The 24,060-nt window shown below is 73.7% G+C and carries 25 protein-coding genes, 2 tRNA genes and 1 pseudogene; 17 read left to right on the top strand and 11 right to left on the bottom strand.

From position 1 onward, the window contains the following. The first annotated feature begins 264 nt into the window (after positions 1-264). Complete coding sequence (locus ABD220_RS01915; protein WP_344119336.1) at positions 265-1,470, top strand: pyridoxal phosphate-dependent aminotransferase; 1,206 nt, start codon at positions 265-267, stop codon at positions 1,468-1,470. Next, positions 1,467-1,814 carry a hypothetical protein gene (locus ABD220_RS01910; RefSeq protein WP_344119334.1) on the top strand — a complete coding sequence of 116 codons (348 nt, stop codon included), beginning with the start codon at positions 1,467-1,469 and terminating at the stop codon, positions 1,812-1,814. Before ABD220_RS01915 ends, ABD220_RS01910 begins: the two co-directional genes overlap by 4 nt. Before the next feature lie 70 nt (positions 1,815-1,884). On the opposite strand, the gene ppk2 is transcribed toward ABD220_RS01910, so the two are convergent. Next, entirely contained in the window at positions 1,885-2,802 is a 918-nt protein-coding gene (gene ppk2 / locus ABD220_RS01905) for a polyphosphate kinase 2 (RefSeq protein ID WP_425552494.1), read from the bottom strand. Positions 2,803-2,984: 182 nt separating this feature from the next. On the opposite strand from ppk2, the gene ABD220_RS01900 reads away from it, so the two are divergent. After that, positions 2,985-4,016 carry a 6-phosphofructokinase gene (locus ABD220_RS01900; RefSeq protein ID WP_344119332.1) on the top strand — a complete coding sequence of 344 codons (1,032 nt, stop codon included), beginning with the start codon at positions 2,985-2,987 and terminating at the stop codon, positions 4,014-4,016. 24 nt (positions 4,017-4,040) lie between these two features. Here the strand turns inward: ABD220_RS01900 and ygfZ are convergent, their stop codons facing one another. From ygfZ to ABD220_RS01885, 3 genes are all read right to left on the bottom strand, one after another. Further along, entirely contained in the window at positions 4,041-5,138 is a 1,098-nt protein-coding gene (gene ygfZ / locus ABD220_RS01895; protein ID WP_344119330.1) for a CAF17-like 4Fe-4S cluster assembly/insertion protein YgfZ, read from the bottom strand. Between the two features lie 5 nt (positions 5,139-5,143). Beyond that, a complete protein-coding gene (locus tag ABD220_RS01890; protein WP_344119328.1) occupies positions 5,144-5,743 on the bottom strand; it encodes a heme-binding beta-barrel domain-containing protein in 600 nt (199 codons plus the stop codon). A gap of 116 nt (positions 5,744-5,859) precedes the next feature. After that, a complete protein-coding gene (locus tag ABD220_RS01885) occupies positions 5,860-6,465 on the bottom strand; it encodes a hypothetical protein (RefSeq protein ID WP_344119326.1) in 606 nt (201 codons plus the stop codon). A 216-nt stretch (positions 6,466-6,681) separates the two neighbouring features. On the opposite strand from ABD220_RS01885, the gene ABD220_RS01880 reads away from it, so the two are divergent. The 9 genes from ABD220_RS01880 (at position 6,682) to ABD220_RS01840 (ending at position 15,361) form a co-directional block, all read left to right on the top strand. Then, positions 6,682-7,365, top strand: coding sequence for a winged helix-turn-helix domain-containing protein (locus tag ABD220_RS01880; RefSeq protein WP_344119324.1), 684 nt, complete (start codon positions 6,682-6,684; stop codon positions 7,363-7,365). Between the two features lie 50 nt (positions 7,366-7,415). Beyond that, entirely contained in the window at positions 7,416-8,348 is a 933-nt protein-coding gene (mshD, locus tag ABD220_RS01875; RefSeq protein ID WP_344119322.1) for a mycothiol synthase, read from the top strand. A 64-nt stretch (positions 8,349-8,412) separates the two neighbouring features. Continuing rightward, a complete protein-coding gene (locus ABD220_RS01870; protein WP_344119320.1) occupies positions 8,413-10,689 on the top strand; it encodes an RNA degradosome polyphosphate kinase in 2,277 nt (758 codons plus the stop codon). 114 nt (positions 10,690-10,803) lie between these two features. Continuing rightward, on the top strand, positions 10,804-11,826 hold the full coding sequence (locus ABD220_RS01865) for an NUDIX hydrolase (protein ID WP_344119318.1): 1,023 nt from the start codon (positions 10,804-10,806) through the stop codon (positions 11,824-11,826). Positions 11,827-11,951: 125 nt separating this feature from the next. Further along, on the top strand, positions 11,952-12,794 hold the full coding sequence (locus ABD220_RS01860) for a thymidylate synthase (RefSeq protein ID WP_344119316.1): 843 nt from the start codon (positions 11,952-11,954) through the stop codon (positions 12,792-12,794). Then, positions 12,791-13,405 carry a dihydrofolate reductase gene (locus ABD220_RS01855; RefSeq protein ID WP_344119314.1) on the top strand — a complete coding sequence of 205 codons (615 nt, stop codon included), beginning with the start codon at positions 12,791-12,793 and terminating at the stop codon, positions 13,403-13,405. The genes ABD220_RS01860 and ABD220_RS01855 overlap by 4 nt, the downstream gene beginning before the upstream one ends. Positions 13,406-13,431: 26 nt before the next feature. After that, positions 13,432-13,824 carry a GNAT family N-acetyltransferase gene (locus ABD220_RS01850; RefSeq protein ID WP_344119312.1) on the top strand — a complete coding sequence of 131 codons (393 nt, stop codon included), beginning with the start codon at positions 13,432-13,434 and terminating at the stop codon, positions 13,822-13,824. Between the two features lie 10 nt (positions 13,825-13,834). Then, positions 13,835-14,977: an aspartate-semialdehyde dehydrogenase gene (asd, locus tag ABD220_RS01845; RefSeq protein WP_344119311.1), complete on the top strand. Its 1,143-nt coding sequence runs from the start codon at positions 13,835-13,837 to the stop codon at positions 14,975-14,977. A gap of 3 nt (positions 14,978-14,980) precedes the next feature. Then, entirely contained in the window at positions 14,981-15,361 is a 381-nt protein-coding gene (locus ABD220_RS01840) for a GntR family transcriptional regulator (RefSeq protein WP_344119310.1), read from the top strand. A 92-nt stretch (positions 15,362-15,453) separates the two neighbouring features. Here ABD220_RS01840 and ABD220_RS01835 read toward each other — a convergent pair whose 3' ends face one another. Genes ABD220_RS01835 through ABD220_RS01820 form a run of 4 tightly spaced genes read right to left on the bottom strand, consistent with a single transcriptional unit; the run spans position 15,454 to position 17,950 of the window. Beyond that, the gene (locus ABD220_RS01835; protein WP_344119308.1) at positions 15,454-15,849 is read right to left on the bottom strand and encodes a PGPGW domain-containing protein; all 396 of its coding nucleotides are present in this window, start codon (positions 15,847-15,849) and stop codon (positions 15,454-15,456) included. 10 nt (positions 15,850-15,859) lie between these two features. Beyond that, complete coding sequence (locus tag ABD220_RS01830; protein ID WP_344119306.1) at positions 15,860-16,975, bottom strand: UDP-N-acetylmuramate dehydrogenase; 1,116 nt, start codon at positions 16,973-16,975, stop codon at positions 15,860-15,862. A 43-nt stretch (positions 16,976-17,018) separates the two neighbouring features. Continuing rightward, positions 17,019-17,498, bottom strand: coding sequence for a MaoC family dehydratase (locus ABD220_RS01825; protein ID WP_344119444.1), 480 nt, complete (start codon positions 17,496-17,498; stop codon positions 17,019-17,021). Positions 17,499-17,500: 2 nt separating this feature from the next. Next, positions 17,501-17,950 (bottom strand): FAS1-like dehydratase domain-containing protein, encoded by a 450-nt coding sequence (locus ABD220_RS01820; RefSeq protein ID WP_344119304.1) that lies wholly within the window; start codon positions 17,948-17,950, stop codon positions 17,501-17,503. Between the two features lie 109 nt (positions 17,951-18,059). Between ABD220_RS01820 and ABD220_RS01815 the strand changes: the two genes are divergently transcribed. Next, positions 18,060-19,193 carry a calcium/sodium antiporter gene (locus ABD220_RS01815; RefSeq protein WP_344119302.1) on the top strand — a complete coding sequence of 378 codons (1,134 nt, stop codon included), beginning with the start codon at positions 18,060-18,062 and terminating at the stop codon, positions 19,191-19,193. 82 nt (positions 19,194-19,275) lie between these two features. Here the strand turns inward: ABD220_RS01815 and ABD220_RS01810 are convergent. Together ABD220_RS01810 and ABD220_RS01805 are read right to left on the bottom strand one after the other, a co-directional pair. Then, positions 19,276-19,349: transfer RNA gene (locus ABD220_RS01810), tRNA-Met, on the bottom strand. 61 nt (positions 19,350-19,410) lie between these two features. Then, positions 19,411-19,482: transfer RNA gene (locus ABD220_RS01805), tRNA-Thr, on the bottom strand. Positions 19,483-20,253: 771 nt separating this feature from the next. Here ABD220_RS01805 and ABD220_RS18005 point away from each other — a divergent pair. Both ABD220_RS18005 and ABD220_RS01795 read left to right on the top strand, forming a co-directional pair. Continuing rightward, positions 20,254-20,544 (top strand): annotated as a pseudogene (locus ABD220_RS18005) (DUF2254 family protein); the annotation flags it as partial. Between the two features lie 43 nt (positions 20,545-20,587). Continuing rightward, positions 20,588-21,391 (top strand): DUF2254 family protein, encoded by an 804-nt coding sequence (locus tag ABD220_RS01795; RefSeq protein ID WP_344119298.1) that lies wholly within the window; start codon positions 20,588-20,590, stop codon positions 21,389-21,391. Between the two features lie 145 nt (positions 21,392-21,536). On the opposite strand, the gene ABD220_RS01790 is transcribed toward ABD220_RS01795, so the two are convergent. Continuing rightward, entirely contained in the window at positions 21,537-22,217 is a 681-nt protein-coding gene (locus ABD220_RS01790) for a YqjF family protein (protein WP_344119297.1), read from the bottom strand. A 328-nt stretch (positions 22,218-22,545) separates the two neighbouring features. Between ABD220_RS01790 and ABD220_RS01785 the strand changes: the two genes are divergently transcribed. Further along, the gene (locus ABD220_RS01785; protein ID WP_344119295.1) at positions 22,546-22,890 is read left to right on the top strand and encodes a hypothetical protein; all 345 of its coding nucleotides are present in this window, start codon (positions 22,546-22,548) and stop codon (positions 22,888-22,890) included. A 76-nt stretch (positions 22,891-22,966) separates the two neighbouring features. Beyond that, positions 22,967-23,737 carry an ANTAR domain-containing protein gene (locus ABD220_RS01780; RefSeq protein ID WP_344119294.1) on the top strand — a complete coding sequence of 257 codons (771 nt, stop codon included), beginning with the start codon at positions 22,967-22,969 and terminating at the stop codon, positions 23,735-23,737. Positions 23,738-24,060 lie beyond the last annotated feature (323 nt).

The raw sequence follows: 24,060 nt of genomic DNA, 5'->3' as shown, positions 1-24,060 counted from the left end.
GCCGGCGTGGGGACGCCGGTCTCGATCGCTCGGACCCGGTCACCGACTGTACCACCCGGTCCCGCCGTGACGGCGCGGCCGAGCAGCGCCGATGACACCAGTGGACCATCCTAGGCGACCCGGGCGGCGGGGTGCAATCCGGGCGGGCGCCGCCGCCGGGGGTCCGGGCCCGCGGCCCGGACCCCCGAGTAGCATGGGGGCGTCCGCTCCGCCGTGCCCGCACCGGCGGAGACCGTCCGTTCCCCCTCCAGGAGGCCCCCGGTCATGACCACGTCCCGCATCTCCCGGCGCGTCGGCGCCATCGCAGAGTCCGCGACGCTCGCCGTGGACGCCAAGGCGAAGGCGCTCAAGGCCGCCGGCCGGCCCGTGATCGGCTTCGGCGCCGGGGAGCCCGACTTCCCCACCCCCCAGTACATCGTGGACGCGGCCGCGGCCGCCCTGCAGGACCCGGCGAACTTCCGGTACACGCCGGCCGCGGGCCTGCCCGAGCTGCGGAAGGCGGTGGCCGAGCAGACCGCCCGGGACAGCGGGTACGCGGTGGAGCCCTCCCAGGTGCTCATCACCAACGGCGGCAAGCAGGCCGTGTTCCAGGCCTTCGCGACGGTCGTGGACGAGGGCGACGACGTCCTGCTGCCGGCCCCGTACTGGACCACCTACCCCGAGGCCATCAAGCTCGCCGGGGGCAACCCGGTCGAGGTGTTCGCCGGCCCGGAGCTCGGCTACAAGGTCACCCCCGAGCTGCTCGAGGCGGCGTGCACCGAGCGCACCAAGGCGCTGCTGTTCTGCTCGCCGTCGAACCCCACGGGCGCCGTGTACTCCCCCGAGGAGACCGCCGCCGTGGGCCGCTGGGCGGCGGAGAAGGGGATCTTCGTGCTGACCGACGAGATCTACCAGCACCTCACCTACGACGGCGTGCCGTTCACCTCGATCGCCGCCGCCGCCCCGGAGCTGGGCGAGAACGTCGTGGTCCTCAACGGCGTGGCCAAGACGTACGCGATGACCGGGTGGCGGGTGGGCTGGATGATCGGCGCGCCCGATGTGATCAAGGCGGCCACGAACCTGCAGTCCCACCTGAGCTCCAACGTCAACAACGTGGCCCAGCGGGCCGCGCTCGCGGCCGTGTCCGGCCCGCTCGACGAGGCCCACCGGATGCGGGAGGCCTTCGACCGTCGCCGCCGGGCCATGGTGGAGGCCCTCAACGCCATCGACGGCGTGGAGTGCCCCACCCCGACCGGCGCGTTCTACGCCTATGCGGACGTGCGCGGCCTGCTCGGCCGGCGGTTCGGCGACGCGACACCGCAGACCTCCGCCGAACTCGCCGAGCTGATCCTGGAGCAGGCGGAGGTGGCCGTGGTCCCCGGCGAGGCCTTCGGCCCCTCCGGCTTCCTCCGCCTGTCCTACGCCCTCGGCGACGACGACCTCGCCGAGGGCCTGCGCCGGCTCCAGGAGTACCTGGGCGGCGCCGCGTGAGCGCCGCGACGGACGCCCTGGGCACCGCGGCGGCCGCGGCGGGGTCGGTGCCCGCGGCGGTGCTGGTGACCACGGGCCTGATCGGCGGGTACGCCACCGCCCGGGCCACCGGCGTCCGGCCCCTGGGCGGGGCGGTGCTGGCCGCCGCCGGGGCGGCGGCCGCCCACACGTGGTGGCACCGCGGGGGACCCGGCACCACCGCGGCGCTGGGCGGGCTCTACGTCCTGGGCTTCGGGCTCTCCCACCCGCTGGCCCGGCGGATCGGGGCCTGGCCCTCGGTCCTGGCCGTGGCCGCCGTCAACGCCGCGGCCAACACCGTCCTGGTGGACCGTCCCGGCCGCTGACCCGCGCCCGTCCCGCACGGCGACGCCCGTCCCGGAAGGGACGGGCGTCGCCGTGCGCCGTGGCCGCCGCTCAGTCGCCGACGGCGTCGCGGCCGCGCCGGACGATCAGCGGGTCGGGCGGATGGACGACGTCCGGGTCCTTGTCCTCGTAGTCGAACTGGTCCAGGAAGAAGCGCATCGCGTTGAGCCTGGCGCGCTTCTTGTCGTTGGACTTCACCGTGATCCACGGGGCGTGGTCGGTGTCGGTGCGCAGGAACATCTCCTCCTTCGCCTCCGTGTAGTCCTCCCACCGGTCCAGGGAGGCCAGGTCCATCGGCGAGAGCTTCCACCGGCGCACCGGGTCGATCTGACGGATCGCGAACCGGGTGCGCTGCTCGTGCTGGGTGACGGAGAACCAGAACTTGGTCAGGTGGATGCCCGAGTCCACGAGCATCTTCTCGAACACCGGGGCCTGGGCCATGAACTGCTCGTACTGCCGGTCCGTGCAGAAGCCCATCACGCGCTCGACGTTGGCGCGGTTGTACCAGGAGCGGTCGAACATCACGATCTCCCCCGCGGTGGGCAGGTGCTGGATGTAGCGCTGGAAGTACCACTGGCCCCGCTCCCGGTCCGAGGGCTTGGTCAGGGCCACGACCCGGGCCGCCCGCGGATTGAGGTGCTCGGTGAAGCGCTTGATCGTCCCGCCCTTGCCGGCGGCGTCGCGGCCCTCGAACACGATCACGTGCTGGAGGTCGTGGTCCTGGCCCCAGTACTGGAACTTCAGCAGCTCGATCTGCAGCCGGTACTTCTCGAGCTCGTACTCCTCCCGCGACAGCCGCTCGTCGTAGGGGTAGTCCTCCCGCCAGGTCTCCACGGCCGAGCCCCCGGGGTCGATGAGGTCGGGGTCCGGGGACTGACCGTCCCGCACCGTGTACCCCTGGTCGACCAGCTTGTCGATGAACTCCCGCAGGTTCTCCCGGGCCGGTTCCTTGTCCGTGTGCAACGCCACCCCTCCTCACGGGCCCGGTGGGGCCCTTCCCGGCAGTCTAGGCCCGGGACCGCGGGCGGCGGCGCCCGGACCAGCGCGTCCGGGGCCGTCCCTGCCGCCGGGACCGGGACTCACTAGACTGGGCGTGCCGGCGCTCGCCCGGCCGCCACGCACGCCCCGCCCACCCGGAGGAGACTGTACGGATGAAGATCGGACTGCTGACCAGCGGCGGGGACTGCCCCGGACTCAACGCGGTGATCCGCGGCGCCGTGCTGCACGGGATCAAGACCTACGGCCACGAGTTCGTGGGCTTCCGCGACGGCTGGCGCGGAGTCGTGGAGGGCGACATCATGGACCTGCCCCGGACCCGGGTCCGCGGCCTGGCCCGGGAGGGCGGGACCATCCTGGGCACCTCCCGCACGAACCCCTACGACGGGCCCGGGGGAGGGCCCGAGAGCATCGGGGTGATGCTCGAGCGCCACGCGGTCGACGCGATCGTGGCCATCGGCGGGGAGGGCACCCTGGCCGGGGCCAAGCGCCTGGCCGACGCCGGGCTGCCCGTGGTGGGCGTGCCCAAGACCATCGACAACGATCTGCAGGCCACCGACTACACCTTCGGCTTCGACACCGCCGTGTCCATCGCCACCGACGCCATGGACCGGCTGCGCACCACCGGGGAGTCCCACCACCGGTGCATGGTCGCCGAGGTCATGGGGCGCCACGTCGGGTGGATCGCCCTGCACTCGGGGATGTCCGCCGGCGCCCACGCGGTCCTGATCCCGGAGCAGAAGGTCTCCATGGACGAGGTCTGCGCCTGGGTGCAGGAGGTCTACGACCGGGGCCGATCCCCGCTGGTGGTGGTCGCCGAGGGGTTCATCCCGGAGGACCGGGAGGACGTGCTCGCCGGGAAGGGCACCGAGGCCGACGGCCGTCCGCGACTGGGCGGGATCGGGGAGTACGTCACGCAGGAGATCGAGCGCCTCACCGGCATCGAGACCCGCAACACCACCCTGGGCCACATCCAGCGCGGGGGCGCTCCCACCGGCTTCGACCGGGTGCTGGCCACCCGGTTCGGCATGGCCGTGGTCGACCTCGTGCACGAGAAGCAGTGGGGCCGGATGGTGGCCCTCCGCGGCACCGACATGGTCCGCGTCGACTTCGCCGAGGCCCTCGAGGGGCTCAAGTCCGTCCCCCAGCACCGCTGGGACGAGGCCCGCGTCCTCTTCGGCCGCTGAGGCCGGCGGCGGCCCGGGCGCGGGCTACGGGCGCGCGTCCCGGCTGCCGCGGAGGAAGCCCGTCTGCCGTCCGACCACCTGACCGGCGTCCGGGGGGACGACGACCTGCTGCGCCGCGGCCCACCGCTGCTCGCCGTCGCTGACGACGAGCTGGGCGGCGGGATCGACGGTGCGCTTGAGCACGGCCAGCGCGACGGGGCCCTGCTCGTGGTGCAGCTGCACGGAGGTGACGCGCCCCACCGTGCGCTCCCCCGCGAGCACGTCGGCGCCCGCGGCGGGCAGCGTGTGCTCCGAGCCGTCGAGGTCGAGCAGCACCAGGCGGCGGGGCGGGTGCCCGAGGTTGTGCACCCGGGCGACGGTCTCCTGGCCCTTGTAGCAACCCTTGGCCAGGTGCACGGCGGTGCGCAGCAGGTCGAGCTCGTGCGGGATCGTCCGCTCGTCCGTCTCGGCGCCCCAGCGCGGGCGCCACGCGGCGATCCGCAGGGCCTCGGCGGCCCAGGCGCCGGCGAGCGGCAGGTCGAGGGTCAGGGCGTCGAGCTCGTCGCGGGGCACGAGGTGCTCCCACCAGGTGCGCTCCTCACCGGGGTGGGGGCCGTCGAGCACGGCGTAGGTCCACCCGCCCGGGGCGACCTCCGGCCAGGGGTCCCGCCAGACGACCGTGGCGGGCACGCCGGGCACGGGCCCCGTGGCGCCGAGCACGGCCCACTGCCCGGTGCGGTCCTCGACCTCGACGCGCAGCGCGAAGCGCATGGACTCCAGCCACGCCACCAGGGGCGCGGCCTCGCCGGCCTCGGTGAGCAGCCAGGTGGTGCTGCCGTCGTCCACCACGTGGGGGGCGTGCTCGATCCGCCCCTGCACGGACAGGAAGAGGGTCTCGGTGCTGCGCCCGGGCTCGAGCCCGGTGAGCACCTGCGAGGAGAGCGTGGTGAGCCAGCTGAGCCGGTCGGGCCCGGTGACGGTGACGACGCCCTTGTGTGAGAGGTCCACCACGGTGCCGGGCGTGCGCACGAGGGAGCGCTGCTCCCGCAGCGGGTCGCCGTAGTGGGCGGCGACCCCGCGGTCCAGGCCTTCGGCCTCGACGGCGCCCGGCCGGTGGAGGAGGGGGGAACGGTGCTCAGTCATGGGGTTCAGCCGATCTTCCGCAGCTGCGCGGAGGCGTGGGTGGCCAGCGGCCCCCCGAGGGCGGCCATGTCCCAGGCCCAGAACAGGTCGCCGTGGACCAGGCCGTACATGCGGGTCGAGGAGTTGTACTCCTTGGCACCGCGGGCGCGGATCACGGCGTCGGTGGCGAGGTCGATCCGGGGGCCCTTGATCTGCCCGGCGTAGAGCTCGGCGACACCGCCCGGGTGGGTCAGGGTCACGAGGACGTCGAAGCCGCCGTCGGCGTTGCGCATCCGCTCCACGTCCTCCGCGCCCTGGAGTACGGGCACGAGGTCGGGCGGGAGCATCCCGGGGCCCACGTCACCGTCCTCGAGGGTGCGGTCGAGCTGCCAGAAGCCCTGCTCCACGGTGGCCGGGCGCATCGGCTGCCCCTCCTCGTCGAGGAGCGTGGTCTGCGCCCGGTAGTCGAGGAACGGCAGTCCGTTCTGCTCGAAGGTCACGCGCTGCCGGAACGGCCGCTGCTCGACCTCTCCGTAGCCCATGAAGCCGTCGCCCTCCCAGGTGCCCAGCAACCAGGCGAACGGGACGAGCTCGGGCATCAGATCCGAGGGGATCTCGATCGGCACGGGACTAGTGCTGTCCCTTGAACAGGCCCAGGACCACCTTCAGGGAGATCCCGGCGATGAACAGGCCGGAGATGCCGAGCAGTGCGAGGTAGAAGATTTCGAGTGCAAGCATGGCCCTAAACTACCACGGTGCTCACGAGCCGGGCAGTGAACACGGCCCCCACCCCGAGGAACGCCACAGGGGTCACGCCGAGGGCCACGACACCCCGCTTGGCCGAGCTCTTCGGGGCCGCCGCGATGACGCGGCCGCCCACGAGGGCCACCAGCGCGGCCAGGACCGCCCCGACCACCACGAGCAGGACGGGGTCCTGGCCCGCGGCCCGGTAGTCGCCGGCCAGGGCGATCCAGCCGGAGGAGCTGACCGCCGCGAGCACGCCCGCCGTCGAGGCGACGGCGGACTCGAGCCGGTGCTCGGCGCCCTCGCCGCGCACCAGCTCCGCCGCGAAGGCCGTCATCAGGGCCACCCCGACGACGGCGGGCAGCCACACGAGCTGCTGGCCGGGCAGGAACTGCACCAGCAGGGCGGCGGCGACACCGGCGGCGGTCATGATCACGGTGTGGCGGTGCCTCGCCGAGATGCCGGTGGCCGCCGGCCAGCCGGCACCGATGACCAGGGACATCCCCAGCGCCAGCAGCATCGGCGCGGGCCCGGCGACCGCGACCGCGACCAGGGCCGCCACGAGGCCGACCACGCTGCACACGGCGATCATGGCGTATCTCATGGCGATCGGGTTCCTGCACTGTCGAGGGTCGGGACCTGCGCCCGGGCGGACACGAGCAACGATAGCGGCTCGCCGCGGGCGGGGCGCCGGGACGGGGCGGAGCGCCGGGCGGTCACGGGCGGCAGGGCGCCCCGGGGACGGTGCGGTCGCGGAGGCGCTCGCCCACCCGGACCTATACTGACAGCTCAGTCCGTACGCCAGAGTGGAGAAGCACGAGTGTTCCAGATCCTGATGCTGACCGACGCGGACGGACCCTCGGCATCGGTGCTCCCGGCCCTCGACCTGCTCAACCACAAGGTCTCGACCGCCCCGACCCGGACCGTGTCCGGGAGCCTCGACGGCCGGTCCCCGGACGTCGTCCTGCTGGACGGGCGCACCGATCTGATCACCGCGCGCAATCTCGCGCAGCTGCTCACGGCCAAGGGGCTGACGGCGCCGCTGCTGATGGTCCTCACCGAGGGCGGGATGGCGGCGGTGGCCGCGAACTGGATGGTCGACGACGTCGTGCTCGACACCGCCGGCCCCGCGGAGGTCGAGGCGCGACTGCGCCTGGCCTCCTCCCGCACCGCCGAGGTCCCCGAGGACGACACCCGCATCCGCGCGGGCTCCGTGGTCATCGACGACGCCGCCTACTCCGCGCACGTCAACGGACAGCCCCTGAACCTGACGTACAAGGAGTTCGAGCTGCTGAAGTTCCTGGCCCAGCACTCGGGGCGGGTTTTCACCCGCGCGCAGCTGCTCAGCGAGGTCTGGGGCTACGACTACTACGGCGGCACGCGCACCGTGGACGTGCACGTGCGCCGTCTGCGCGCCAAACTGGGCGCCGACCACGAGCACCTGATCACCACGGTGCGTAACGTGGGCTACAGCTTCGCCACGACGCGGGCCCGGGACAGCTGAGCACCGCCGCCCCGGTCCGCGCACCCCACCCCGCCCCGCAGGAGGTCCCCATGTCCCAGACCGTGCCGTACGACCTCGACCGCCCGGACGTCCCGCCGGCCGAGGAGATCGTGGCGTTCGCGTCCCGCGCCGCCGCCGCGGACGGCGACCCGCCGTTCTCCGACCAGACCCTGGTGGACCTGCGCTCGGCGCACGACGGCCGGGTCCGGACCGTCCTGGCGCGCTCGCGCGGCGGGGAGCTCCTCGGCGCGGCCGTGCGGGTGCCCGAGCCCGACGGCGCCCACCTCGTGGAACTCGTGGTCGACCCCGGCCACCGCGGCGCCGGCATCGGCGCGGCGCTGGCCGGTGCCGTGGCCACCGGGACCACCGGCACGGTCCGCGCCTGGGCGCACGGCGGGCACCCGGCCGCCGCCGCGCTCGCCGCCCGGCACGGGCTGTCCCCCGTGCGCGACCTGCACCGGCTGCTGCGCCCGCTGCGCGGCGCGGCAGACCTCCCCCTCCCCGAGTCGATGCCCGGAGGCTTCCGGCTGCGGGCCTTCGAGCCCGGACGCGACGAGCAGGAGTGGCTGCGGGTCAACGCGGCCGCGTTCGCCGGGCACCCCGAGCAGGGCCGGATGACCCTCGAAGACCTCCGGCAGCGGGAGGCCGAGCCGTGGTTCGACCCCGCCGGCTTCCTGCTCGCCGTCCGGGAGGACGAGCCGGGGACCGTGGCCGGGTTCCACTGGACCAAGGTCCACGCCGGCGACGCCGAGCGCGGCCCCCTCGGCGAGGTGTACGCCGTGGGCGTGGCGCCCGCGCACCAGGGCACGGGACTGGGCCGGGCGCTGACGGCCGCCGGGGTCAACCACCTGGCCCGGCAGGGACTGGCCGAGGTCATGCTCTACGTGGACGGGGACAACACCGCCGCCCTGCGGCTGTACGAGGCGCTGGGCTTCCGGCCGTGGCACCTCGACGTGATGTACGCCGGGACCCTCCCGGGCTGACCCGCCCGCCCCGCTCCTCCCGCGCCCGGACCGCCCGGACCGGGCCCGACGAGACAGGACCGTGATGACCACGCACCAGCAGGACACCCCGCAGGCCCCGGGCGCCCCCGACGTCCCGGCCGAAGGGCCGGAGACCTCGCCCCTCGCCCACCCCGAGGAGCTCTCCGGACCCGACGGCGCCCGCCGCCACGGGGACCGGGACCGGATCGACGACCCCGTGCCCGCGGCCCGGCAGGTGCTGGAGGGCCGGCACGGGCCCGAGCGCTTCCTGGACCGCGAGGCCAGCTGGGTCGCGTTCAACTCCCGGGTCCTGGAGCTCGCGGAGGACCCGGACCTCTTCCTCCTGGAGCGCGTGCACTTCCTGTCCATCGTGGCCTCCAACCTGGACGAGTTCTTCATGGTCCGGGTCGCGGGGCTCAAGCGGCGCATCGCCACGGGCATCGCGCGGCCGGCCGCCTCCGGGCACTCCCCCGCGGAGCAGATGGCCACCATCGCCGCGCGCGCCCACGAGCTCCAGGAGCGGCACGCCCGGGCCTTCCACGACCTGGTGCGCCCCGAGCTGACCCGGCAGAACATCCACCTGGTCGGGTGGGAGGACCTCGACGCCCCCACCCGGGACCGGCTCACCCGGGACTTCCACCGGCAGGTGTTCCCCATCCTCACGCCGCTGGCCGTGGACCCGGCCCACCCCTTCCCCTACATCTCCGGGCTGAGCCTCAACCTGGCCGTGATGGTCCGCAACCCGCAGTCGGGCAAGCGGCTGTTCGCCCGCGTGAAGGTCCCGGACCAGCTGCCCCGGCTGCTGTCGGTGGACGGGTCCCGGGCGTCCAGCCTGCCGAACGGCCAGGCTCGGTTCATCCCGCTCGAGGACGTCATCGCCCGCCACCTCGACGATCTCTTCCCCGGGATGGAGGTCGAGGAGCACCAGGTGTTCCGCGTGACCCGCAACGAGGACCTGGAGGTCGAGGAGGACGACGCCGAGAACCTGCTGCAGGCCCTCGAGAAGGAGCTGCTGCGCCGCCGCTTCGGTCCCGCGGTGCGCCTGGAGGTCACGGACAGCATCAGCACGGAGGTGCTCGAGCTGCTCGTCTCCGAGCTGGGCATCGACGAGTCCGAGATCTACCGGCTGCCCGCCCCGCTGGACCTGCGCGGGCTGGGGGTCATCGCCGGCATCGACCGCCCGGAGCTGCACTACGCCCGCCACGTGGCCCACACCTCCCGCTACCTCAACGCCGCGGAGACCGCCAAGGCCGCGGACGTCTTCGCCGCGAGCCGGGCCCGGGACGTGCTGCTGCACCACCCCTACGACTCGTTCGCCACGAGCGTCCAGGCCTTCCTGGAGCAGGCCGCCGCGGATCCGAGGGTCCAGGCGATCAAGCAGACCCTGTACCGGACCTCGGGCGACTCCCCCATCGTGGACGCGCTCATCGACGCCGCCGAGGCCGGCAAGCAGGTGCTGGCGCTCGTGGAGATCAAGGCGCGCTTCGACGAGCAGGCCAACATCTCCTGGGCCCGCAAGCTCGAGCAGGCCGGGGTGCACGTGGTCTACGGCATCGTGGGGCTGAAGACCCACTGCAAGCTCTCCCTCGTGGTCCGTCAGGAGGAGCACGGGCTGCGCCGCTACGTGCACATCGGCACCGGCAACTACCACCCCTCCACCGCGCGGTTCTACGAGGACCTGGGACTGCTCACGTGCGACCCGGAGGTCGGGGAGGACGTCTCCCGGCTGTTCAACCAGCTCTCCGGCTACGCGCCCAAGACCACCTTCCAGCGCCTGCTCGTGGCGCCCCGCTCCGTGCGCTCCGGGCTCATCGGCCTCGTCGAGGCCGAGATCCGCCACCACAGGGCCGGCCGCCCGGCGCGGATCCAGGTCAAGTGCAACTCGATCGTGGACGAGGCCGTGATCGACGCCCTCTACCGGGCCTCGCAGGCCGGGGTGCCCGTCGACGTGGTGGTCCGCGGGATCTGCGCCCTGCGCCCCGGGGTGCCGGGGCTGAGCGAGAACATCCGGGTCCGCTCGGTGCTGGGCCGCTTCCTGGAGCACTCCCGGGTCTTCGCGTTCTGCAACGCCGGCGAGCCGCTGGTCTACATCGGCTCGGCGGACATGATGCACCGCAACCTGGACCGCCGGGTGGAGACCCTGGTGCGGATCACCGACCCGCAGCAGGCCGAGGCGCTCGTGCGGCTGCTGGCCCGCTACGTCTCGGACGCCACGGCCAGCTGGCACCTGGACGCCGAGGGCGCGTGGACCCGCCACCACCGCGACGCCGAGGGACACCCGCTCGTGGACATCCAGGACCACCTGCTGCGCAGCCGGGCCCTCGGCCGGCCCACGATCTAGCCGGGGCCCGGCCGGGATCCGGTCGGCGGTAGCATCGTGGGGGTGCCACCCGACGGTCCGGACCGCGGGTCCCGGCACGCCCGTGCACCACGGACAGGGGACGAAAGAGGGGCCATGCCCAGGACCGCAGAGAAGACCGCCGAGCAGAGCACGAACGAGAGCACCGGCCGGGCGGGCACGAGGACCGGGACGGGAAGCGCCGCGGGCAGGCGGCCGGCCGACGTGCTCGCCGCCGGGTGCCTGTGCTGGCGCCGGACCGGCGGCGGCCTCGAGGTGCTGCTCATCCACCGGCCCCGCTACGACGACTGGTCCTTCCCCAAGGGCAAGCAGGACGACGGGGAGACGCTGCCCGAGACCGCCCACCGCGAGGTCGGCGAGGAGATTGGCCTGCTCCCGCGACTGGGGGTGCCCCTGCCCACGATCCGCTACGAGGTCAAGGACGGCTGCAAGGACGTGCACTACTGGGCCGCGGAGTTCGGTCCCGGCGCACGGCCCGAGCCCGACGGCCGGGAGGTGGACGCCGTCCGCTGGGTCGAGCCCGGCGAGGCGCACCGGCTGCTGACCAATCCCTCCGACCGGGAGCCGCTGGCGGCCCTCGAGGACCTGCACGAGCGCGGGAACCTCGCCACCCGCCCGGCGATCGTCGTGCGCCACGCCAAGGCGAAGCCGCGCTCCTCCTGGTCCCGGGCCGAGGGTGACCGGCCGCTGGCCGCGACGGGCAAGCGCCAAGCCCTCGCCGTGACCCGCCTGCTGCGGGCGTGGTCCCCCGAGCGGGTGCTCACCTCCCCCTGGCTGCGCTGCCTGTCCACCGTGGTGCCGTACGCGCGGAAGGCCGGCGTCCCCGTGCGGGAGCGCCCGCAGCTCACGGAGGCCTCGCACAAGCGCCACCCCAAGAAGGCGGCCGCCGTGGCCCAGACCCTGTTCGACAAGGACACGCCCGTGGCGCTGTGCACCCACCGCCCGGTGCTGCCCACCGTGCTCAAGGTCATCGCCCGGCACGCGGGCCCCGAGCTCGCCGCGCTGCTCCCGGCCAAGGACCCGTACCTGTCCCCCGGCGAGATGATCGTGCTCCAGGTCTCCCGCCGGCACCGCGGGCGGGTGGTCTCCGTGGAGCTCGTGAAGCCCTTCGACGACTGACGTCCGCCCCGGCGCCGGACGACCCCCGGCGCGCCGCCCCGCCACGGGCGGGCCTGCGCCGGCCACCCGCCACGAACCTCCCGACCACGAACCTCCCAGCCACGATCCTTTCCGAGGAGCCCCGCATGACCTCCCCCGATCCCGTGCCCGCCCCGGTGCCGACGCCCTACGAGGACCTCCTGCGGGAGGTCCTCGAGCAGGGCGTGCACAAGCCCGACCGCACGGGCACCGGGACGCGCAGCGTCTTCGGGCGCCAGATCCGTTTCGACCTGGCGGAGTCCTTCCCGCTGCTGACCACCAAGCGGGTGCACTTCAAGTCGCTGGCCCTCGAGCTGCTGTGGTTCCTGCGCGGGGACTCGAACGTGCGGTGGCTGCAGGAGCGCGGCGTGTCCATCTGGGACGAGTGGGCGGGCCAGGACGGGGAGCTCGGACCGGTCTACGGCGTGCAGTGGCGGTCCTGGCCGACCCCCGACGGCGGTTCGATCGACCAGATCGCCAAGGTCGTGGAACAGATCCGCACGAACCCCGACTCCCGCCGCCACGTGGTGACCGCGTGGAACCCCGCCGAGGTGGACGAGATGGCCCTGCCGCCGTGCCACGCGCTGTTCCAGTTCTACGTCGAGCCCCGGCAGGACGGACCGGGCCGGCTGTCCTGCCAGCTCTACCAGCGCTCCGCGGACATGTTCCTGGGAGTGCCGTTCAACATCGCCTCCTACGCCCTGCTCACCGTCATGATCGCCCAGCAGACCGACCTGGAGCCCGGGGAGTTCGTGTGGACCGGCGGGGACTGCCACGTCTACGACAACCATGTGGCGCAGGTCCGCGAGCAGCTCTCCCGGCAGCCCTACCCCTATCCGCGGCTGCGGCTCACCCGGCGGCCCGCCACCGTCTTCGACTACGAGCTGGAGGACTTCGAGGTCCTCGGCTACCGCCACCACCCGGCGATCAAGGCCCCGGTGGCCGTATGAGCGCCGCGCCGGGCCCGGAACGCCCGTCCGGTCCCGCCGGGACGGTCGGGGCGATCTGGGCGCAGACCGCCGGCGGCGTCATCGGGCGCGCCGGCACGATGCCCTGGTCGCTGCCGGAGGACATGGCCTTCTTCCGGCGCACGACGACGGGCCACCCGGTGATCATGGGCCGGCGCACCTGGGAGTCCTTCCCGGAGCGCTTCCGGCCCCTGCCCGGACGGACCAACATCGTCATCACGTCCTCCCCCGGGCGGGTGGACCGGGGCGCCGGCCCCGGCACGGTGCTGACCGCGCCCTCGTACGCCGACGCCGTGCGCCTGGCCCGGACGAGCCCGGGCGCCGAGCGCATCTGGGTGATCGGCGGCGGCGAGGTCTACCGGCAGGCCCTCGAGGACGCCGAGCACCCCGTGACGGAGGCGCTCGTCACCGTGATCGACCTCGACGCCGACGGGGACACGCACGCCCCGGTGCTCGGCGACGCGTGGGCGACCGAGCCGGTCGTGGGCCCGTCGGTGTCCCGCACCGGCCTGGGCTACCGCATCGACCGGCGCACGCGCGGCCGGCACGGGCCCGCGGGCGGTTCCGGTAGCCCCACGGCTCCGGTAGCGTGAGCTGCACCACGACCAGGAGGAGCACCGTGAGCGCTTTGCACCCCGATCCCGCCATCCGGGACGACGAGCGGCTGCACGTCGTGAAGAACACGGACCTGGACCGCTACGAGCTGTGGCGGGGGGAGCAGTTCATCGGCTTCGAGGGCTTCCAGGACCACGAGGACGGCACGGTGGAGCTCCAGCACACCATCATCGGCGAGCAGTTCGGCCGGCAGGGCTATGCGCGCACCCTCGTCACCCTGCTGCTGGACGGCTTCCGGGCGCAGGGCGTCGCGGTGCGTCCCACGTGCCCCTACGTCCAGGACTACCTCCACCGCTTCCCGCAGTACCAGGACGTCATCGCCCCGGGCGTCGAGCTGCCGCCGGCGCAGAAGGTGAAGGAGAAGCGGCGGCGCTGGGCTCTGCACCGCGCCCAGTAGACTGGGGGCCATGACTTTTCGCTCGGGTGATCAGGTAGGGTTCGTCGGCTGGCGGGGCATGGTGGGTTCCGTGCTCATGCAGCGCATGCAGGAGGAGGGGGACTTCGGGGGGATCACCCCGGTGTTCTTCTCCACCTCCAGCGCCGGCCGCCCCGCCCCGTCGTTCGCCGGGGACCCCGGCACGCTGCAGGACGCCTACGACCTCGAGACCCTGGCGAAGCTGCCGATCGTCGTCACCGCCCAGGGCGGGGACTACACCAAGGACGTGCACGGGAAGCTGCGCGCCGCCGGCTGGGACGGGCTGTGGATCGACGCCGCCTCGACCCTGCGGATGAACGACGACGCGATCATCGTCCTCGACCCCGTCAACCGCGATGTCATCGACCGCGGTCTCGCGAGCGGCGTGAAGGACTTCGTGGGCGGCAACTGCACGGTCTCCTGCCTGCTCGTGGGGCTCGGCGGGCTGTTCCGCAACGACCTCGTGGAGTGGGCCACGTCGATGACCTACCAGGCCGCCTCGGGCGGAGGCGCCCGGCACATGCGCGAGGTGCTGGCGCAGTTCGGCGACCTCCACGGCACCGTCGCGGACGAGCTGGCCGATCCCGCCTCCGCGATCCTGGACATCGACCGCAAGGTGCTCGACGCCCAGCGCGGCGGCGCGCTGGACACCTCGATGTTCGGCGCTCCCCTGTCCGGCTCCCTCATCCCCTGGATCGACGCCGACCTCGGCAACGGGCAGTCCCGCGAGGAGTGGAAGTCCGCGGCCGAGACCAACAAGATCCTGGGCCGCACGGACCGCTACGCCCAGGACTGGGTGCCCATGGACGGGCTGTGCGTGCGGATCGCCACGATGCGCTCGCACTCCCAGGCCCTGACGATCAAGCTGCGGGAGGACCTGCCCGTGGAGGAGATCGAGCGGATCGTCGACGCCGACAACGAGTGGGCCACCGTGGTGCCCAACACCAAGGAGGACTCCATGCGGGACCTCACCCCCGTGGCGACCTCGGGCACCCTGGGCATCCCCGTGGGCCGGATCCGCAAGCTCGCCATGGGCCCGGGCTACATCAGCGCCTTCACCATCGGCGACCAGCTGCTGTGGGGGGCGGCGGAGCCGCTGCGCCGCATGCTGCGCATCGCCACCGGCACCCTGTAGCCGGTGGCGGAGACCTCGATCCCGCCGGGGCTGACACTCGACGCGGGTGACGACCGACCGCCCTCCGAGCAGCTCAGGCACCGGGTGCAGCAGGGCCGCACGGACGGCACCCTGCCCGCGGGCACCCGGCTCCCGCCGGTGCGCCGGCTCGCCGAGGCGCTCGGCCTGGCGGCCGGCACCGTGGCCAAGGCCTACCGGGAGCTCGAGGCCGCCGGCGTCATCGAGACCCGGGGCCGTCAGGGCAGCTTCGTGCGCGCCGCGGACCGGACCGAGGAGCTGGCGGTGCAGGCCGCCCGCCGCTACACCGCTGAGATCGCCGACCTCGGGCTCTCGGCCGAACGGGCCCTGGAGCTGGTGGCCGCGCAGCTGGGCCGCCCCCGCTGATCGGAGGTGCCGGGCTGGGCAGCCGGCCCGGTCACGGACCCATGCCCTCGGGACCTCAGCTGCCGGGGATCCTCGGCACGAGGCCGCCCAGCTCAGGCACCCGGGGCCCGCAGGTGCCGCGGCCCCGGCACGAGGTTGCCCGGCCCCGAGAGGGCCCGGCGGTGGCGAGCGTCCGCGGTACGGGCCAACCACCAGCGCCATCCGCGCAGGACGAGGCGCTTGGCCCGTTGGTTCAGGCGGCGCGCCCAGTGGAACTCGGTGCCCAGGACGCCGAGTCCCAGGAAGATCGCCAGCCACCCCGGCCCCGGGAGCACGAGCATCGCGAGCCCCAGCAGCACGAGGGTCACCCCGGCGATCGTGACGACCGTCTTGTAGACGATGCGCAGCAACGGGTGGTGAGCGGTCCAGCTCCGGAAGCGCCGGAGTCTGCGGCGTATGCGGCCCTCCGAGCTCTCCCCCTGGGCGATCTCCTCCTCGAGGCTGCTCACGGCCGCCGCCTCAGACCGCCGTGCCCACGATGACGGGCTCGGCGACGAGGTCCACCCCGTAGACGGACGCGACGCCGTCGCGCACCGTCCGGGCGAGCGCCATGAGGTCCTGGGCGGAGGCGCCGCCGCGGTTGGTCAGGGCGAGGGTGTGCTTGGTCGACAGCGAGGCCCGGCCCCCGGCGACCGCGGCGCCGTCGAGGTCCAGGAGCTCGTTGCGGGTCCCGGGCAGCCCGAAGCCCTTCCCGAAGCCCGCGTGGTCGATGAGCCACGCGGCCGAGAGCTTCACCCGGTCCTCGAGCGGGCGGCCCGCGGCGTCCACCACGGGGAAGCGGGGGGCGTCGTCGGGCAGCCGCTCGCCCAGGGCCTCCGCCGGGAGGATGGGATTCGTGAAGAACGATCCGGTGCTGAAGGTGTCGCGGTCCGCCGGGTCGAGGACCATGCCCTTGCCCGCGCGCAGGGCCAGGACGGTCTCCCGCACCCGCTCCAGCGGGGCGCGCTCCCCCACCTGGACGCCGAGCCGGCGGGCGAGCTCTCCGTAGCGCACCGGGGCGCTCTCGGTGCCGTGCCCGAGCCGGAACCGCACGGCGAGCACCACGTGGCGCGGGGAGCCGGCGACCGTGCTGCGCTTGAGGGCGGAGTCCCGGTAGGAGAACGCCAGCTCGGCCGGGGCGAACTCGCGCACGCGCCGTTCGTGGCGGTCCCAGACCCGCACCAGCTCGACGGTCTGGGCCACCTCCTGGCCGTAGGCCCCCACGTTCTGCACCGGGGTGGCGCCCGTGGTGCCGGGGATGCCGGACAGGGCCTCGATGCCGACCAGCTCCTCGGCCACGGCCTGCGCCACGAGCTCGTCCCACGAGTGCCCGGCCTGGACCTCCAGCAGGGCGCTGCCGGGGTCCCCGGCGAGGACCTCGACGCCGCGCGAGAGCACGTGCACCACGGTGCCCGCGAACCCGGTGTCGGCCGCGATGAGGTTGGAGCCGCCCCCGACCACGAGCACGTCCCGCCCGGCCGCGTCGGCCGCCGCGACGGCGTCGACGACCGCCTGCTCGGACTCCGCCCGCACGTAGTGCCCGGCGGGTCCGCCCACGGCGGCGGTCGTGAGGTCTGCGATGCGAGGGGACGTCATGGCGACCAGTTTATCCGGCGGCCGGCGGCACCCCGGCAGTCACTCACGCCAGCCGCACCACGGCCTGGGCCTTGACGAGCACCTTCAGGGGGGCGGCGGTCGCCGGGTCGGCACCCGCCACCGAGAGGTCGGGCGCCGTCACGGTGAGGTCCACGCGCGCGGTCCGGGCGTCGTCGTCGAGGGCGCCGATCTTCCCGGAGACCGTGAGGGCCGTGGAGGCCTCGACCGTGGTCCCGAACCGGTTGGGGACGACCACCGGCTTGGTGAAGCGGGTCTGGTAGTCGACCACGGCGCCCGGGTCCCCGGCCCAGTCGGTCACGAGCTGCACGGCGGCGCCCATCGTGAGCATCCCGTGGGCGATGACGTCGGGCAGGTCCACGGAGCGGGCGAACTCCTCGTTCCAGTGGATGGGGTTGAGGTCCCCGGAGGCCCCGGCATACCGGACCAGGTCCGCACGGGAGAGCTCGATGCGGCGCTGCCCGATCTCCTGGCCCTTCTCGAGGCTGTCGAAGGCGATGCGCACGATCACTGGTCTTCTCCTCGCACCAGCAGGGACGACACGGTGGTGGCGACGTGCTCGCCGTCCGCGGCGCGGATCTCGGCACGGGACGTCACCATCGCGCCGGTGCCCATGGCCCGGACCTGGTCCACGTGCAGCTCGGCCACCAGCTCGTCGCCGGCGACGATCGGGCGGTGGTGGGTGAAGCGCTGATCGGCATGGACCACGCGCGAGAAGTCGATGCCGGCCTCGGGGTCGGCGATCAGCGCGGCGTCGGCGCGCTGGGCCACCACGATCGCGAAGGTGGGAGGCGCCACGAGATCGGGATGGCCGAGGGACCGGGCCGCCTCGACGTCGTGGTGGGCGGGGTGGCCGGCCCGGACGGCGCGGGCGAAGTCGCGGATCGCCTCCCGGCCGACGCTGTAGGGCTCGGCCGGCGGGTAGGTCCGTCCGACGAGATCGGGGTTCACGGGCATGGCAGCTCCTCGCTGGACGGGCCGCGCGCAGGCGGCGGGACGCGCCCAGTCTACGGTGGCGCTCCGGTCCTGCGCGGCGCCGCAACCGGTGCACGTACACTCCTGACCCATGGATCTCATGGACGTGGGCCGGATCGCCGTCGGGCTGGTGCTCCTGGTGACGGGCGGTGAGCTCCTGGTGCGGGGCGCGTCCGCGCTCGCCCGGCGGGTCGGGATCTCGTCCCTGGTGGTCGGGCTCACCGTCGTGTCGGCGGCCACGTCCGCGCCGGAGCTGGCGGTCACCGTCGGCGCGGTGCTGCGCGACGAACCGGGCCTGGCCGTGGGCAACGTGGTCGGCAGCAACATCGTCAACGTCCTGCTCATCCTCGGGCTCTCCGCACTCGTCCTGCCCCTCGCCGTGAAGCAGCGGTTGGTGCGGTTCGATCTGCCCTTGATGGTGGTCCTGTCGATCGGGTTGCTGCTCGTGTCCCTCGACGGGCGGATCAGCGCGGTGGACGGGGTGCTCCTCCTCGGCGCCGTGGTGGTGCACACGGTGCTGACGGTGGTCATCAGCCGGCGCGAGGCCAGGGTCCCGGCTCGTGCCGCCCGCACGGGCGGGGGCTCGTCTGCTGCGGACGTCGCGGGAGGGGGCGAGGAGACGCCCCCCGCGTCGATCGGCAGGTCGCTGCTGCTCGTGGTGCTGGGGATCGCCCTGCTCGTCGCGGGCGCCACGCTGCTCGTCGAAGGTGCGGTGAGCATCGCCACCGGCCTGGGCGTGAGCAGTCTGGTGGTCGGGCTGACCGTGGTGGCCGTCGGCACCTCGTTGCCCGAGCTGGCGACCTCCGTCATCGCGGTGCGCCGCGGTGAGCGTGACCTGGCGGTGGGCAACGTGGTGGGCAGCAACATCTTCAACATCGGGGTGGTGCTCGGACTTCCTGCGGTGATCTCCCCCGGGGGCATCCCGGTATCCGGTGCTGCGGTGGCCTTCGACATCCCGGTGATGCTGGCCGCAGCGGTCGCCCTGCTGCCCGTGGCGTTCACCGGGTTCGCGGTGGCCCGGTGGGAGGGGGCGCTCTTCGTGGGCCTCTATCTCGCCTACACCGGCTACGTGGTCCTCGCCGCGACCGCGCACGACGCGCTGGAAGGATTCACCGCGGCCATGGCCTGGTTCGTGCTGCCGCTGCTCGCCATGACCCTGGTCGCCTTCACGGCCTACGAGGTCGGGCTGCACCGGGGCCGCAGGAACGCCGGGCGCCCCGCCTGACACGCCGGTCCGGCGGGGCCGGACCGGGTCGCCCCGGGGACGACGAAAGCCCGTGACCGGAAGGGTCACGGGCTTTTCGCCGTAGCGGTGGACGGGCTCGATCCGTCGACCTCACGATTATGAGTCGTGCGCTCTAACCAGCTGAGCTACACCGCCAGAGGGATGGGACACCGCGGCTGACGGCCTTGACGGCCGGGCCACGGGATCTCATCACGAGAGCCCCGACCGGGAATCGATCCCGGGACCTCCATCTTACCAAGATGGCGCTCTACCACTGAGCTATCGGGGCAACGACGAAGACTCTACCAGCACGTTTCGGCAGAACCAAAATCACCGGACGCCCCTGACCGAGGCCCTCCGCGCCGTCCCGTCGAGCCTGGTGGGACGCCGTTTCCCGGCCGCTCGGCGCGGTGTCCGGCCGGCCCGGCCACGGAGGTGGAGCGCCACGGAGGCGCGGCGCGGCGGGCATGTGCGGCGGGCATTGGTGCTCAGTCGTCCTGGTCGTCGTCGCCGTCGTCCCCGTCGCCGTCCGGTGGGGCGGGGGCTGCACGGACAGCGGGACCTGAGACCGGCGACTGTCCGGCCGGCGGGGCCTGCGGGGCACCCGGAGCCAGAGGGGCGGCGGCGATGCCGGTCAGCAGCATGCCCGTCACCGGGCGCCCGGTGAGGGCCGGCCGGATCGGGGCACGCCCACCGGCCTTCGGCGGGGCCTCTCGCGCCGTGGTCGCGCGAGCCCGCTGACGCGCCCTTCCGTGAGACAGTAAGCATGCTGAGTCAGGTGTCGTCCCCCGGTCTCCGGACGCTGTGCACGGAACGACCGAGACGTCCATGGACCGACCAGGAGGAGATGAGTGGGATGAGCACCAGCGCACGCGGCAGCTCCGAGACGTTGAGAGCGAGGCTGTGGTTCTGGCCGGTCGTGGCCGCTGCGGCCTCGGCGGTGGTCACGGCGCTGCTCGTGACCGTCCGGCCGGAACCGGGCACGGCGTAGGCCGCGGCCGTGTGGCCGGGCGGGCCCGACGCGGCGAGCACCACGCTGCAGGTGGTGGCCACCTCGATCATGACCGCCACGACCCTGACCTTCTCCTTGACGGTACTGGCCCTGCAGCTGGCCTCCCAGCAGTTCTCCCCGCGGCTGCTGCGGGAGTTCGCCCGGGACACCAAGATCCAGGCGGTGCTGGCGATCCTCGTCTCCACGTTCGTGATCGCGCTGACCGGGCTGCGCGGGATGGGGTCGGAGGCGCCGCTGCCAGTGCTGGTGCCGGCCCTGACGCTGGTCATGGGCCTGGTCTCGGCGGCCGCGCTGGTGATGTTCCTGGGCCACATCGTCCGGTCGCTGCGCGTGGACTCCATGATGGTCGCCGTCCACGAGGAGGCGGCCGCCAGCGTGGCCGATGCCTACCTCGGCTACGACGACCACTCCAAGGAACCCGCTCCCGGGCTGCCCGGGCCCGGCGGCGGGACCCTGCTGCGCCAGGCGCAGCGGGTTCATCCAGGCCGTCCGCCCGGATCCCCTCGTCGAGGCCTGCGCCGAGCACGGGCTGTTCTTCCTGCTCGGGGTCCGCCCCGGGGACCACGTCACCCAGGGCGCCCCCATCGGCAGCGTCTGGACGGCCGACGGCGCCCCCGCCGCCGACGCCGGGACGCTGGCCGGGGCCGTGGCCCAGGCGGTGGAGGTCGGTTTCGAGCGCACCCTCGAGCACGACGCGGCCCTGGGCCTGCGCCAGCTCACGGACATCGCGGTGAAGGCGATCTCCCCGTCCGTCAACGACCCGATCACCGCCGCGCACGCGATCGGCTACTGCGCCGACCTGCTCGCCCGGCTGCAGCACCGCGAGCTCGGGCCCCAGCAGCACCTCGACGACCACGGCGTGCCCCGGCTGGTCACCCCCGACCGGGACCACCGCTACTACCTGGACCTGGTGTGCGCCCCGATCCGTCGCTTCGGGGCCGGTGAGCCCCTCGTCCTCACCGCCCTGCTGCGGATGCTGCGGGCCTGCGCGGCCGACGCCCGCGACGACACCCAGCGCACCGAGATCTCCCGCCAGAGCCAGCTGATCCTGCGGACCATGGACACCGGGCTCATCGACTCCGACGCCGAGGAGGTCCGCGACTTCGCCCACCGGGTCGAGCTCGCCCTGGCCGGCAACCTCGACGACGCCTTCCGGGACCGCGCCGGGGAGACCCGCTCCGTCTGACCCGCCCCGCGGCTCTGGAACTCCAGCGGGATCCGGGTCGCCGGGCTGCGCCACAGGACAGCCCGTCGCTGCGGATCCCGAGTGCTCCCGGTGCGGTGAGGACCCGGCTCCCCCACCGCACTTCAGCGGACCGGAGCGGCGCTGTTCAGGGGACCGGCACGATCCGGGGCCTGCCGAAGACGGTGTCCACCCCCGGGGAGAACAACACCGACTCCGGCGGGCCCGCCACCTCCAGACCGGCCGCGCCCATCAGACCGTCGTCGAGGTGCACCAGCTCCGCCGGGTGCAGCGGCCACGGCCGGTGCGAGACGGGCAGGAAGACGCTCCGGCCGGCGAACCGGGTGTGCGCCCCGAACCGGGCCGTGAGCTCCAGCGACAGCTCGTCGTCGGCCTGGGCCGCAAGGTCGGGGCGGACGGCGAAGGAGGAACCCGCCTGCCGATGGTGGCGTGCGACCTCGTACCCCCGGACCGGCTCCGGTCCGTCCGCGCCGGTGGAGCGGCACCGCGACCACACATAAGGGATGCCCAGCGCACGGGCGGCCAGCACCACGGGCAACCGGGGAGCGTCCAGGGACAGGAACACCACCCCCGCCGACCCGTCCGCCCCACGGGAGTACAGGCGCACGTTGACCTCGACGAAGGAGCCCAGATGCGGTACCGGCAGGACCCGGCCCAGACGCACCCCGCACATCCGGAAACCGATCAGCCCCACCCAGGTGGAGCCGCCGAACACATCGGGCTCCGTTCCCGGCGGCATGAACCCGGCGGCATCGGCCACCGGAAGGCGCCAGTGCAGGATCACCGCCTCGGCCCAGGTCTGCTCCATCAGCCAGGGCCGTGCCACCATCGGCCCGGCCGGCCACGGATCATCCCCACCGGAACGGCGCTCTCGCATGGGGTCAACCTAGCAACCGCCCGCTACCGTGCTCCAGATCCGTCCGGCGGTCAGCGGCAAGGAACCCACCATCGGCTCCCTGCCCCGGTCGCAGCGGGAGCACCGTGCCTGGGCCGACAGCGCTCCGGCGGCCCCCGGGACCGGCACCGAGCGCGCAAATCATGCAAATCCCTGGCCGATCAGGAGCGACCAGGGGTACTCTGGGCAGAGGTCAAGTAGACGGCCATGAGACAGAATGCATGCGGCGAAGGATGCTCTCATGGACCACAAGCTATCCGTGCTCGTCCAGATCGATGTGGACGGCACCTACGTGCGCTTGGCCGTCACCGGTTGCCTCACCGAGGTCAACATGCACGTCCTGTATCCGCTGATCCGCCGGGCCCGGACGCTGATCCCCCCGGTGGCCGTCAGCGTGGACCTCACCGCCGCCGGGCACGTGGAGCCGATCGCGGTGGACCTGTTGCGCTGGGCGATCGACCACGACGGGACCCTGGACGGGTCCAGCCCGATCGAACTGCTCGTCCCCAACGGCCTGCCCGGGCACCAGTTCGCGCCGGCCCGGACCGGCCGCCGTCGGGAAACCCCGGAACCGTGGGCGGCATGAGACGGATCACCGCGCCCACCGCGGACAGGCGCCCCGGGTCGAGCACGCGCCGGACCGCAGGCAGGGGTCAGCCGGCATGAGCAGATCCGCGCGGGTCAATTCCGCGGCACAGCTGGCCGAGATCGATCGGGTCCTGACCTCTCTGGGCCGGCGGCGGGGCACGGTCTCGGGCGGGGCCGCGGTCGCCGCCATCGCCCAGGCAGCCGTTCACCATGTGCGAGGCGCCCGGTGGGCCAGCGTCAGCGTGGCCGGACGGGGGCAGTTCCGCACCCTGGTGGCCACCGGCCCCATGGCCGCCGAGGCCGACGCCCTCCAGCGCTCCACCGGGCAGGGCCCCGTCGCGGACCCGGGGCTGGAGGGTGCCGTCCACCTGATCGAGGACCTGGCCCGGGACCGACGCTGGCCCGTGTTCGCCGCCCAGGCCGCGCAGCGCCTGGACGTGGCGAGCCTGTTGGCCTATCGCATGCCCCTGCCCGAGGAGCCGGGCACCGTCGTGGGGCTGACCCTGTACTCGGATGCCGTCGAGGCCTTCGGCGCGCCGGCGCTGTGGACCGGGAGCGTGCTGGCCTCCCACGCCGTGGCGGCGCTCTCCGCCGATCACCACCACCGGCGCGCCGAGCGGCTCGTGGGCACCGCGCGCGAGGTCGGCACCGCCGTCGGGGTGCTGATGGCCCGCTACGGGATCTCCCGCGACGAGGCCCTGCACCTGCTCCGCGCGGCGGCCCAGGACAGCCGGCGCAGCATGGCCGAGGTCGCCACCGAGGTCGTCGACACCGAGACCCGGCGGCTGCCGCCCATGCCGGCCGGACCCCACACCGGCCATCCGAGGGTCAGCACCGGATGCTGAGGCTCCGCGGACCAGGCGCACTCGTGCGCGGTGCAGAACGGCGTGCCCCCGATCACCACCACGAACCCGCGCCTCCTGCTGCTCCCCGCGCTGTCCCGGAGCGGGCCGCTGAGCGCCCGGGGCGCTGGTGGGGCACGATCCCGCCGCCACGCCGTCCGCGGCCCAGTCCGGGGGCCTCCTGCTCCCCGGGTCCGGCCACCTGCCCCGTTCCTGATCGACGAGAATTGGATCGATGATCTCCACACTGACGTTCACACCTGCCTGCGGGCCTGTCCGCGGCTGGGCCGACGGTGAGGTGATCCGGGCGACCGGGATCCCCTACG

The sequence above is a fragment of the Kocuria aegyptia genome (assembly GCF_039530085.1).
GTDB lineage: Bacteria > Actinomycetota > Actinomycetes > Actinomycetales > Micrococcaceae > Kocuria > Kocuria aegyptia.
This window is presented reverse-complemented; position numbering and strand designations above follow the sequence as displayed.